At 51.8% G+C, this 13,016-nt stretch carries 6 protein-coding genes; 3 read left to right on the top strand and 3 right to left on the bottom strand.

The window, feature by feature from the left end:
- Positions 1-62: 62 nt before the first annotated feature.
- Entirely contained in the window at positions 63-1,775 is a 1,713-nt protein-coding gene (locus RDY34_RS08550) for a proline--tRNA ligase (protein ID WP_003752531.1), read from the bottom strand.
- Positions 1,776-2,469: 694 nt separating this feature from the next.
- On the opposite strand from RDY34_RS08550, the gene aceE reads away from it, so the two are divergent.
- The 3 genes from aceE to lpdA all read left to right on the top strand — a co-directional run bounded on the left by aceE (position 2,470) and on the right by lpdA (position 8,751).
- A complete protein-coding gene (gene aceE / locus RDY34_RS08545; RefSeq protein ID WP_003752527.1) occupies positions 2,470-5,133 on the top strand; it encodes a pyruvate dehydrogenase (acetyl-transferring), homodimeric type in 2,664 nt (887 codons plus the stop codon).
- A gap of 149 nt (positions 5,134-5,282) precedes the next feature.
- Positions 5,283-6,890 carry a dihydrolipoyllysine-residue acetyltransferase gene (gene aceF, locus RDY34_RS08540; protein ID WP_025456807.1) on the top strand — a complete coding sequence of 536 codons (1,608 nt, stop codon included), beginning with the start codon at positions 5,283-5,285 and terminating at the stop codon, positions 6,888-6,890.
- A gap of 76 nt (positions 6,891-6,966) precedes the next feature.
- The gene (gene lpdA, locus RDY34_RS08535; protein WP_308074769.1) at positions 6,967-8,751 is read left to right on the top strand and encodes a dihydrolipoyl dehydrogenase; all 1,785 of its coding nucleotides are present in this window, start codon (positions 6,967-6,969) and stop codon (positions 8,749-8,751) included.
- A 311-nt stretch (positions 8,752-9,062) separates the two neighbouring features.
- Here lpdA and RDY34_RS08525 read toward each other — a convergent pair whose 3' ends face one another.
- Entirely contained in the window at positions 9,063-10,613 is a 1,551-nt protein-coding gene (locus tag RDY34_RS08525; RefSeq protein ID WP_308074770.1) for a YdgA family protein, read from the bottom strand.
- Positions 10,614-10,736: 123 nt separating this feature from the next.
- Positions 10,737-12,926, bottom strand: coding sequence for a TonB-dependent receptor (locus RDY34_RS08520; RefSeq protein ID WP_308074771.1), 2,190 nt, complete (start codon positions 12,924-12,926; stop codon positions 10,737-10,739).
- Positions 12,927-13,016 lie beyond the last annotated feature (90 nt).

The raw sequence follows: 13,016 nt of genomic DNA, 5'->3' as shown, positions 1-13,016 counted from the left end.
TTCACTTTCTCCCCAAATAAAAATGCCGTCTGAAATTATTTTCAGACGGCATTTGACCAAGCTTACCCATTTAATGAAGCTGTTACACGCGCAACAATTTCTCCGATTGCAACTGCCTGCACTTCGTTGTCACGGCGCTCGGCATATTCGACATTACCTTCTTTTAAGGCGCGATCACCGATCACGATACGGTGAGGAATACCCAACAGCTCGGAGTCATTCAGCAAGACGCCTGCACGTTCGTCGCGGTCATCCAACAATACATCCGCGCCTGCGGCCAGCAGTTCGGCGTAGATTTTATCGGTGGCTTCGCGTACGGCATCTGATTTTTTGTAGTTCATCGGCACGATCACAACTTCAAACGGTGCCATTGTTTTGGTCCAGATAATGCCTTTTTCGTCGTTGTTTTGCTCGATGGCGGCGGCCACAACGCGGGTAATACCGATACCGTAGCAGCCCATTTCCATGATTTGGGATTTGCCGTTGTTATCCAAGAAGCTGACGTTCATGGCTTTGGTATATTTGTCGCGTAATTGGAAAACGTGGCCGACTTCAATACCGCGTGCCAGTTTCAGACGGCCTTGTTCGTCAGGACTGATGTCGCCTTCGATGACATTGCGTAAATCGACAAATTCAGGCTCGGCGGCATCGCGGCCGAAGTTGAAGCCGGTATAGTGGTAGTCGTCTTCGTTTGCGCCAATAACCCAGTCCGCGCCTTTTTCGGTGGCGAAATCGGCATAGACTTTGCCTGTGAAGCCGACAGGGCCGAGCGAGCCGCCGTTTGCACCGAACTGCGCGCGGATGGCGGCAGGATCTGCCATGGTCAGTGGCGATTTTACGCCCGCCAGTTTTTCTGCCTTGATATCGTTAAACTCATGGTCGCCACGCAACAGCAGCAGGACGAGTTCGCCTTCGTTTTCGCCTTCAACCACGATGGATTTGAGGGTTTGTTCAACCGGAATATTCAGGAATTCAAGCAAAGACTCAATAGTTTTGACGTTTGGCGTATGTACTTTGGTCAACTCGGCATGAGCGGTCGCGCGTTCGCCTTTGAGCGGCAAGGTCGGCGCCAGCTCGACATTGGCGGCGTAATCGGAAGTGTCGCTGTATGCAATCACATCTTCGCCGCTTTCCGCCAACACTTGAAACTCGTGAGAGCCGGTACCGCCGATGCTGCCGGTGTCTGCGGCAACGGGGCGGAACGCCAAACCCAGACGGGTAAAGATGCGGCAGTAAGCATCGTACATATCTTGATAGGCCGTCTGAAGCGAGGCGTAGTCGGCGTGAAAGGAATAAGCATCTTTCATCACAAACTCGCGCGCGCGCATCACGCCGAAGCGCGGGCGCACTTCGTCGCGGAATTTGGTTTGGATATGGTAAAAGTTTTTCGGCAGTTGTTTGTAGCTGTTGATTTCTTTGCGCACGATGTCGGCGATGACTTCCTCACAGGTCGGGCCCATGCAGAAATCGCGGTCGTGGCGGTCTTTCAGGCGCAGCAGTTCTTTACCGTAAAATTCCCAGCGGCCGGATTCCTGCCACAGCTCGGCAGGCTGCACCACCGGCATCAGCAACTCCACGCTGCCCGCGCGCGCCATTTCTTCGCGCACGACATTTTCAACTTTGCGCAACACGCGCAGCCCCATCGGCATCCAAGTATAAAGGCCGGACGCGTTGGCTTTAATCAGGCCGGCGCGAATCATCAGCTTGTGGCTGGCAAGCGCGGCTTCAGCAGGGGCTTCTTTTAAAGTAGAGATAAAGAATTGGCTGGCTTTCATAAAAGTATTTTTCCAAACAGGCAGATTCAAAAGTAAATCGGGTGCAGATTGTAACGCGAAAAAAGCAGGTTTTGCACCAACCTCCAAAATTCACCCCCTGCCCCAAGCGCGGGACAAATCCCATAACAGACGACAAAAACATGACCAGAAACATCATATTGAACATAATCACATGATTTTTATAGATTTAAATGTGCCTATTTTTTAATCAAAATAAGCGTACATTTGTTGCGTAAGACTTTTTTAACACAAGCCGTGGCTTATCAACACGGTTATCCACAAAGCTTGTGTATAGATTTTCTGTAATAGGAAAATTGCCGGCAGAGACATAATGATTCGATATCCCACAATTCCGAAAAAATATCGCCAAAATCAAACAGAATATTTCAAAATCAAAAAGACTTGGCCTTACCAAACGCCAACTTCAGTATAAAACCTGCTTTTAAAAGCATGGTTATTTGCCAGCAGACCCGATTGCTGATAGGATTTCGTGTGGAGCAGACCGAACATTTTTTTCAAGTTTTCCCTTGTTTCCAAGACTTTTATAATTTTTTGAAAACATTGGACTTAAATTGTTTTGTTTCGGTTTGATTTAGAAATTTTCGTTTTTGCTTATTATTTTTCACAAACGAAAATAAAGGGGTTGGCTACACCCTCCCTGCCGATTAAACACTCAACATAAAGGATAGATACTATGTCCACCCAATTACACGATGTTGACCCTATCGAAACCCAAGAGTGGCTGGACGCGTTAAGCTCCGTCCTCGAATATGAAGGCGGCGAACGCGCGCAATACCTCTTGGAAAACCTGGTCAAATACTGCCGCGACAAAGGCGTACGTATGCCACACGGCACGACCACCCCGTATTTGAATACCGTTTCGGTTGAAAACGAAAAAGGCATTCCGGGCGACCAAAACATCGAACACCGCATCCGCGCATTCGTGCGCTGGAACGCCGCCGCCATCGTATTGCGCGCCGGCAAGAAAGATTTGGAACTGGGTGGGCACATCGCATCTTTCCAATCTGCCGCCACCATGTACGAAGTCGGTTTCAACCACTTCTGGAAAGCCAAAGGTGAAGGTGAAGAAGGCGATTTGGTCTTCTTCCAAGGTCACGTTGCCCCGGGCATCTATGCACGCGCATTCGTCGAAGGCCGTCTGACCGAAGATCAACTGAACAACTTCCGCCAAGAAGTGGACGGACACGGTCTGCCTTCCTATCCACACCCCCACCTCTTGCCCGACTTCTGGCAGTTCCCGACCGTATCCATGGGCTTGGGTCCCATCATGGCGATTTATCAGGCGCGTTTCCTGAAATACTTGGAATCACGCGGCTTGGCAAAAACCAAAGGCCGTAAAGTATGGTGTTTCTGCGGCGACGGCGAAATGGACGAACCCGAATCCCAAGGTGCAATCGCGCTGGCTGCACGCGAAGGCTTGGACAACCTGATTTTCGTCATCAACTGCAACCTGCAACGCTTGGACGGTCCAGTACGCGGTAACGGCAAAATCATCCAAGAATTGGAAGGCAACTTTGCCGGCGCCGGCTGGAATGTCGTCAAAGTCATTTGGGGACGCCGCTGGGATCGCCTCTTGGCAAAAGACAAAGACGGTATCCTGCGCCAACGCATGGAAGAATGCTTGGACGGCGACTACCAAACTTACAAATCCAAAGACGGAGCGTATGTGCGCGAACACTTCTTCAATACGCCCGAACTGAAAGCATTGGTTGCCGATATGACCGATGACGAAATTTGGGCATTGAACCGCGGCGGCCACGATCCTCAAAAAGTGTACAACGCCTACGACCGCGCAGCGAACCATGCCGACGGTAAACCTACCGTCATCTTGGCGAAAACCATTAAAGGTTACGGTATGGGCGCATCCGGCGAAGGTCAGAACGTTGCCCACCAAGCCAAAAAAATGGACAAAGCGTCCCTGAAACAATTCCGCGACCGTTTCGACATTCCCGTTACCGACGAGCAAATCGAAAGCGGCGATTTGCCTTACCTGTCTTTTGCCCCTGATACGGAAGAATACAAATACCTGCACGCACGCCGCGATGCTTTGGGCGGCTACCTGCCGCAACGCAAACCGACGCAGGAAGTATTGGAAGTGCCCGAGCTGTCGGCATTCGACGCACAACTCAAATCCAGCGGTGAACGCGAGTTCTCGACCACGATGGCATTCGTCCGCATCCTATCCACTTTGCTGAAAGACAAAAAAATCGGCAAACGTGTCGTACCTATCGTTCCCGACGAAAGCCGTACTTTCGGTATGGAAGGTATGTTCCGCCAATACGGCATTTGGAATCCGAAAGGTCAGCAATATACCCCTCAAGATAAAGACCAACTGATGTTCTACAAAGAATCCGTTGACGGTCAAATCTTGCAAGAAGGTATTAACGAACCGGGCGCGATGGCCGACTGGATTGCGGCTGCGACCAGCTACGCCAACAGCGACTTCGCGATGATTCCGTTCTACATTTACTATTCTATGTTCGGTTTCCAACGTATCGGCGACTTGGCTTGGGCGGCTGGCGATATGCACGCGCGCGGCTTCCTGTTGGGCGGCACTGCCGGCCGTACGACTCTGAACGGCGAAGGCCTGCAACACGAAGACGGCCACAGCCATGTTCAAGCGGATCTGATTCCGAACTGCGTCACTTACGATCCGACCTTCCAATACGAAGTGGCCGTCATCGTACAAGACGGTCTGCGCCGTATGTATGCCAATAATGAAGACGTGTTCTACTACATTACCCTGATGAACGAGAACTACACCCATCCGGATATGCCCGAAGGTGCGGAACAAGACATCTTGAAAGGTATGTACCTGCTGAAAGCCGGCGGCAAAGGCGACAAGAAAGTCCAACTGATGGGTTCCGGTACGATTCTGCAAGAAGTGATTGCCGGTGCCGAGCTGCTGAAAGCCGACTTCGGCGTGGAAGCAGACATCTGGTCTTGCCCGTCCTTCAACCTGCTGCACCGCGACGCCATCGAAACCGAACGCTTCAACCGCCTGCATCCGCTGGAAGCTGAAAAAGTGCCTTTCGTTACCTCTCAACTGCAAGGTCATGACGGTCCGGTTATCGCCGCTACCGACTATATCCGCAGCTATGCCGACCGTATCCGCGCCTACATCCCGAACGACTACCATGTCTTGGGCACTGACGGTTTCGGCCGTTCCGACAGCCGCGCCAACCTGCGCCGCTTCTTTGAAGTGGATCGCTACAACGTTGCCGTGGCAGCATTGGCCGCATTGGCGGAACAAGGCAAAGTCAGCAAAGAAACCGTTCAACAAACCATTGAGAAATACGGCATCAAAGCCGATTCAGCCCCTAGCTGGAAACGCTGATTGATGTTTCAGACGGTCTGTTTGCCCCATTCAGACATCAGGCCGTCTGAAAACCGAATGCCCGAATGGTTTGAACAGACAAACCGTACCGATGCCGCGTGAAGCAGTTTTCAGACGGCATCCAACTGAAAAAGATTAAAGGAACTCAAATGAGTATCGTAGAAATCAAAGTCCCCGATATCGGCGGTCACGAAAACGTCGACATCATCGCCGTAGAAGTTAAAGCGGGCGACACCATCGCCGTTGACGACACCCTGATTACTTTGGAAACCGACAAAGCCACGATGGATGTACCTGCCGATGCGGCTGGTGTCGTGAAAGAAGTTAAAGTCAAAGTTGGCGACAAAATCTCCGAAGGCGGCGTAATTCTGACCGTTGAAACCGGTACCGCCGCTGCCGAAGCCGCCCCAGCTGCTGCCGCTGAAACACAACCTGCACCTGCCGCCACACCCGTTGCCGCAGGCGGTGCAACCGTTCAAGTAGCCGTCCCCGATATCGGCGGCCATACCGATGTGGATGTAATCGCCGTTGAAATCAAAGTGGGCGACACCGTTGCCGAAGACGACACGCTGATTACTTTGGAAACCGACAAAGCGACAATGGACGTACCTTGTACCGCTGCCGGTGTCGTTAAAGCCGTATTCTTAAAAGTCGGCGACAAAGTGTCCGAAGGCTCTGCCATTATCGAAGTAGAAACCGCCGGCTCTGCCGCAGCAGCCCCTGCGCCTGCCGCTCAAGCTGCCGCACCTGCACCGGCTGCCGCTCCAGCTCCTACCACTCCGGCCGCCGCACCTGCACCGGTTGCTCCTGCCGCCGCCAAAATCGACGAAGCCGCTTTCGCCAAAGCACACGCCGGCCCTTCCGCACGCAAACTGGCGCGCGAATTGGGCGTGGATTTGGGCCAAGTCAAAGGCACCGGCTTGAAAGGCCGTATCATGGGCGACGACATTAAAGCCTTTGTGAAATCCGTAATGCAGGGCGGTGCGGCGAAACCTGCCGCAGCCGGCGCGTCTTTGGGCGGCGGTCTGGACTTGCTGCCGTGGCCTAAAGTGGACTTCTCCAAATTCGGCAATGTCGAAGTTAAAGAACTGTCCCGCATTAAGAAAATCTCCGGTCAAAACCTGTCCCGCAACTGGGTTGTGATTCCGCACGTTACCGTACACGAAGAAGCGGATATGACCGAGCTGGAAGAATTCCGCAAACAGCTGAACAAAGAATGGGAACGCGAAGGCGTGAAACTGTCCCCGTTGGCGTTCATCATCAAAGCCTCTGTTTCCGCGCTGAAAGCCTTCCCCGAATTCAACGCCTCACTGGACGGCGACAACCTGGTGCTGAAAAACTACTTCAACATCGGTTTCGCAGCCGATACGCCGAACGGCTTGGTTGTTCCCGTCATCAAAGACGTGGATCAAAAAGGTTTGAAACAAATCAGCCAAGAATTGACCGAATTGTCCAAAAAAGCCCGCGAAGGCAAGCTCAAACCGCAAGAAATGCAAGGCGCGTGCTTTACCATTTCCAGCTTGGGCGGTATCGGCGGTACAGGCTTCACGCCGATTGTGAATGCTCCCGAAGTCGCCATCTTGGGCGTGTGCAAATCCCAAATCAAACCGGTTTGGAACGGCAAAGAGTTTGCCCCGCGCCTGATGTGCCCGTTGAGCCTGTCCTTCGACCACCGCGTCATCGACGGTGCGGCCGGTATGCGCTTCACCGTATTCTTGGCGAAGCTGTTGAAAGACTTCCGCCGCATTACCCTGTAACCCGATCGGCTTCAGACGGCATAGCGGCCTGTGCCGTCTGAAAAGGAAGTTTGAACATCATTCAGAAAGATGAGACATGAGCTTAGTTAAATTAAAAGTGCCCGACATTGGCGGACACGAAAATGTAGATATTATCGCGGTTGAAGTAAACGTGGGCGACACCATCGCCGTTGACGATACCCTGATTACTTTGGAAACCGATAAAGCGACTATGGACGTACCTGCCGAAGTTGCTGGCGTGGTCAAAGAAGTGAAAGTCAAAGTCGGTGACAAAATCTCCGAAGGCGGCTTGATTGTCGTCGTTGAAGCCGAAGGCGCGGCTGCCGCTCCTAAAGCCGAAGCGGCTGCCGCCCCGGCACAAGAAGCACCCAAAGCCGCCGCTCCTGCACCGCAAACCGCGCAATTCGGCGGCTCTGCCGATGCCGAATACGACGTAGTCGTATTGGGCGGCGGCCCCGGCGGTTATTCTGCCGCATTCGCCGCTGCCGACGAAGGCTTGAAAGTCGCCATCGTCGAACGTTATAAAACCTTGGGCGGCGTTTGCCTGAACGTCGGCTGTATCCCTTCCAAAGCCCTGTTGCACAATGCCGCCGTTATCGACGAAGTGCGCCACTTGGCTGCAAACGGCATCAAATACCCCGAGCCTGAACTCGACATCGATATGCTGCGCGCCTACAAAAACGGCGTGGTTTCCCGCCTCACCGGCGGTTTGGCAGGTATGGCGAAAGGCCGCAAAGTGGACGTTATCCAAGGCGACGGCCAATTCTTAGATCCGCACCACTTGGAGGTATCGCTGACTGCCGGCGACGTGTACGAACAAGCAACGCCTACCGGCGAGAAAAAAATCGTTGCCTTCAAAAACTGTATCATTGCAGCAGGCAGCCGCGTAACCAAACTGCCGTTTATCCCTGAAGATCCGCGCATCATCGATTCCAGCGGCGCATTGGCTCTGAAAGAAGTACCGGGCAAACTGCTGATTATCGGCGGCGGCATTATCGGCCTCGAGATGGGTACGGTTTACAGCACGCTGGGTTCGCGTCTGGATGTGGTTGAAATGATGGACGGCCTGATGCAAGGTGCGGACCGCGACTTGGTGAAAGTATGGCAAAAACAAAACGAATACCGTTTTGACAACATTATGGTCAACACCAAAACCGTTGCCGTCGAGCCGAAAGAAGACGGCGTTTACGTTACCTTTGAAGGCGCGAACGCACCGAAAGAGCCGCAACGCTACGATGCCGTATTGGTTGCCGCCGGCCGCGCGCCCAACGGCAAACTCATCAGCGCGGAAAAAGCAGGCGTTGCCGTAACCGATCGCGGCTTCATCGAAGTGGACAAACAAATGCGTACCAATGTGCCGCACATCTACGCCATCGGCGATATCGTCGGTCAGCCGATGTTGGCGCACAAAGCCGTTCACGAAGGCCACGTTGCCGCCGAAAACTGCGCCGGCCACAAAGCCTACTTCGACGCGCGCGTCATTCCGGGCGTTGCCTACACTTCTCCCGAAGTGGCGTGGGTGGGCGAAACCGAATTGTCCGCCAAGGCCTCCGGCCGCAAAATCACCAAAGCCAACTTCCCGTGGGCGGCTTCCGGCCGTGCGATTGCCAACGGTTGCGACAACGGCTTTACCAAGCTGATTTTTGATGCCGAAACCGGCCGCATCATCGGCGGCGGCATTGTCGGTCCGAACGGTGGCGATATGATCGGCGAAGTCTGCCTTGCCATCGAAATGGGCTGCGACGCGGCAGACATCGGCAAAACCATCCACCCGCACCCGACCTTGGGCGAATCCATCGGTATGGCTGCGGAAGTGGCATTGGGTACTTGTACCGACCTGCCTCCGCAAAAGAAAAAATAAATCCGACTGAATAAACAGCCGATAAGGTTTATTTGAGAAAATGCCGTCTGAAATGTTCAGACGGCATTTTCTATTTTACAGCGGATTAAAATATTTCCTCCGGCCTATAGTGGATTAAATTTAAATCAGGACAAGGCGACGAAGCCGCAGACAGTACAAATAGTACGGCAAGGCGAGGCAACGCCGTACTGGTTTAAATTTAATCCACTATAAAAACGAATCCGACACGGCTTATCTGAAGGAATGGTTGAAAACGGCAGTTTCCAATACAACAAAATGCCGCCTGAACATTTCAGACGGCATTTGAACCATTAATGCTGCGGCTCTGAAACCATACCGCCTTCATCAAAATCCGGCTCCGGTTCGTTTTGCAGCGTTTTACCGTTCAATTTCAACTGATTGTTTTTCAGAGAAATGGCAGTATCAATCTGGTCGCCGTTCAAAGTCAGATATTTTTCCCTTGCCATACTCTGAACCGTACTGTCCACCATCAGGCGCAAGGTCTCGTTGATGTCGTCAAGACTTGCCCTACCTTCCGCCTCATCTTCGGCATTGACGCTGAAAATATTGCCTGCCTGACTTACCGCCAAATCTTCCAACATTTTTTGAGGAATACTCATTCTGATGTCTGCCTCGGTTTTCTTCAACATCAGTCCCAATTGGTTCAAATCTTCCTTCTTCATGTCTTTAAACATGATTTTTCCGCCCACATCAATTCTTCCCTGAGGCAGGGTGAAACGGAACGTTTTAATGTTTAGTACCGGGTCATGGGTAAATAATCCGGAAGCCTCGCCTTTGACTGCCGCAATCAAATCATTGCGGATTTGTTCTTCAGTCATTTTTTTGGCAGAAATTTGTGCAAACTTGCGTTTCAATACGGTTAAGGCAGAAGCATCGAGATGTTCGGCGGCGATATGGATATCCAGCGGGCCATATTTTTCATCGCCGTAAACCAGCGTATCGAAACGGAACTGCCCTTCACTGTTGATAAATGAGCCTGATTCCCCGGTCTTGGTTGAAAAAGCCAGTTTGCCGACTTCGATTTTGGAAGGTGCGATGCTGCCGTTGGGATTGATAAACGCGCCAATCTGCAAATCGGTAACAAGATTGACCAGTTCGTTTAACTTGACGTTGTAATCGACACCCTCTTTCCATTCTAAGGAAAATTTTTCCAAAGTCAGATTGCTGCTGCCCAAAGCAAGCGGGTTGATGCCGTCTGAAGTTTCCGAATCGAAATGCACTTTTTCAAACGCGGCATCGCCTTTGTCTGCCAGCTTGATTTTAAACAAGGGGGCATCATAGCCGTTCCGGTAGCTTTTGAAACCTTTTTGATAAGCCGTTTCCCCCGTCAGGCCTTCCCAGTGCAGCCTGATGCCCGACAGTTCTTCATAATCGAAGGCGGGAACACTGACTTCCATTTTACCGCTGCCGTTGAAATAAACGGTATTGGCAAGGGAAACCGGGGCTTGTTTCCCAAAAAAGCGTTCCAAAACTTTTTCCGTTTCAGGCGCGTATTTGAACTCGGTTTCAATGTGCGCCTGCGTGCCGAATCCGCCGGCAAAAGGGCCGTGTGTGATATGGTTTACCAGCGTAACCGGCTGTTCCAACACTGTTTTCAAGTTATCCGGCAGGTATTTCTGCGCATTATGCAGCAACTCGGGTTTCAGACGGATAACCGTCGTTTCCGTAGAGGTAAACCAGCCGCGCTCATATTGGTGCGATTCGACGGTCAAGAAGCCCGTTTCCTGCAATATTTTTTGCTGCTGCGTCAGGCTTTCTTCTGCTTTGACACCCAAATAATAAGGTGTCCCCAAAGCAACGCCGAGCAATACTGCCGCAACCGAAATCAAAGGTTTTTTCATCACTTTAAACAAGCAGGTTTCAAAGACGCTAGAATAGCATTATTTAAGCATATCCCGCCATATTTCTTTAAAAGAAATGCCGTCTGAAACCTGTTCAGACGGCATTTTCCGGATGTGGGGAAATCAGAAATCCAATTCCGCTTTCAGCCAGTAAGTACGCGGCATACCGACGACGGCGAAGCTGCGGTCGTATTGCCCGCGCTGTACCTGCCAATAGTTTTTATTGAACAGGTTTTCTACCGAGCTGCTGACGGTCAAAGTATTTTTGCCCAGCTTGGTTTTGTAGCGCGCGCCTACGTCAACCAAAGTGTAGGACGGCAGTTTATATCGGCGTTCGGTATCTTGGAAAGACTTGCCGTAGTGCTGGACATTGCCTTTCAAAGTTAAGCCTTGTACGAACGGCGTATCCCACTCGATACCGGCTTTCGCAATCACGCGCGGACTGGCAACCTGATTGCCGTTGGTCAGGGTATTGTTATAGCGCGGATAATCTTTCAAACGCGCTTTCAGGTACATCATGCCGAAACTTGGACGCAGCGTTTTACCCATCAGGTTTGCATAGGCATTGAACTCGATACCACGGTTGATTTCCTTACCGTGTTGCTCTTGCGTGTTGCGCCAATAGCCCGGACGGACGATTTGGAAGGCGTTTAGGCTGATTACGGCATCGCCCCAGTTTTTGCGCACGCCCACTTCAACCTGTTTGCTGACACGCGGCTTGGACATCTCGCCGGTATCTTCGTTGGTCGCACCCGGTTCCAAATCCTGCATATAGTTGCCGTACACGACCATACCGGTATTAGGCACCCAAGCCGCTGCAAACATCGGGCTGAAACGTTTCTTACTGAACTTTACCGCAGTATGACGGCGGTTTGCATCGGTTACCGCATTGCCGGTCAGGTTCGGATGTGCGGTCTGTTTTACCCATTGGTAACGTCCGCCGACAGTCATTCGGATGGTATTGTTGACGAAACCCAAAGTATCGGAAACAGCCAGGCTCGGTGTTTCGTAGGTTGTATGCTCCGTACCTTGGACATTTGCCGGGTTATCCCTGTGCGTTGCAGGGAAAACAGGATGGTAGATATTGGTATCCAAGGCATCGCCGTTGCGCGTTCCCTGGTCATGGTCGCGGTGGCGTTTGATGTAGTCGTAGGAAGCCGACCAGTTGTGTACGACCGGACCGGTTTCAAATTCACCGCGCGCTTTCAAATTGCCGCTGGTCGTGCGCGAACGGAATTTGAAAGGTTGCGCCTCCTGTGCGGTATAGTTGCCCAAATGCCCGCCGTTGGCTCGTTTTTTCATGATGACTTGGGTAAACGAACCTTTATACACGGATTCCATATAGCCCAAACCGCCGCTGAACTGCGTATTGTAGTCGGTATCGTATTCGAAGGTTACGGCATTGGTTGCGGTTTTGGTGGTCTGTTCCTGCCATGAGGGAACCAAGAGCGTTTTGCCGCTTGGTGCAGACGGCATGGCAAAATCCAGATTCTGCATATCCTGAACACGCGCACGGCCGCCTTCCGTATTGCGGTGGTTGTACATAGAATCGAAAGACAGGCGCAGTTTTTCGCCACGATAATCGGTATTCAGGGCAAATTCCTGATTGTCTTCCTTGTAGCCTTTGCGGGCAGTTTCACCTTGGCGGATTTTGCCGTTGAATCGGATACCGAACTGTTTGTCTTCGCCGAAACGCTGACCGACATCGATTGCACCTTCGGTACGATTTTTAGCGAACACTGCCAAACCGATTTTGCGGTTACCCCCATCGGATGCTTTTTTGGTTTCAATATTGACCGAAGAACCTGCCGCGCCTTCCGGATCCATACCGACCGTTGAGCTTGAAGCTCCTTTAATCAGCTGTGCCGAAGCAACACCGGCAGTCGGCGTATGATAATAAGAATAAAGCCCTGCCAAACCGTTTACGCTGAACTGGCGCGCATCAAGCTGTAAACCGCGTACATATACGCCTTGAATCGTATTGCTCTCGCCGCCGAACTGCATGGAGGAAGCATCGGTTTTGGCAACCGTATCCACCAGTGTGCGCGAAGCGTTGTCGTCCAGCACTTTTTGATCGTAATTGACGACGGTAATTGGCGCGGTAAAGGCGTTGGCCTTACCCAACAAACCCAAGTTCACGCGGTCGCGCAAATCGCCGTCGCTGGCGATGGAGTAGGAACGGGCGGCTTTGACGCGTTTGGCATCGGCGCGGACATGAACCTGTCCGAGTTCGCCCTGCTGCGGAACATTGTCGGCGGCAGACGAAAACGCGCTCAAAATCAACAACGGCATTAAGGCAAGTTTTTTGTTCATGAAAACGCTCTCCTTATTGATTGTTCAAATTTGAATTGGAAAAGATAAAACCCAAAGGATATTTTGTGCGCGCATTATATTTGATAATCA

It is taken from the genome of Neisseria polysaccharea (assembly GCF_963392925.1).
GTDB lineage: Bacteria > Pseudomonadota > Gammaproteobacteria > Burkholderiales > Neisseriaceae > Neisseria > Neisseria polysaccharea.
The sequence above is the reverse complement of the archived record's forward strand: the minus strand, read 5'-3'. Positions and strand labels throughout refer to the sequence as shown.

Coding starts and splice junctions, on each gene's coding strand:
- RDY34_RS08550 (WP_003752531.1), bottom strand. CDS start 1,775: ATGAAAGCCAGCCAATTCTTTATCTCTACTTTAAAAGAAGCCCCTGCT.
- aceE (WP_003752527.1), top strand. CDS start 2,470: ATGTCCACCCAATTACACGATGTTGACCCTATCGAAACCCAAGAGTGG.
- aceF (WP_025456807.1), top strand. CDS start 5,283: ATGAGTATCGTAGAAATCAAAGTCCCCGATATCGGCGGTCACGAAAAC.
- lpdA (WP_308074769.1), top strand. CDS start 6,967: ATGAGCTTAGTTAAATTAAAAGTGCCCGACATTGGCGGACACGAAAAT.
- RDY34_RS08525 (WP_308074770.1), bottom strand. CDS start 10,613: ATGAAAAAACCTTTGATTTCGGTTGCGGCAGTATTGCTCGGCGTTGCT.
- RDY34_RS08520 (WP_308074771.1), bottom strand. CDS start 12,926: ATGAACAAAAAACTTGCCTTAATGCCGTTGTTGATTTTGAGCGCGTTT.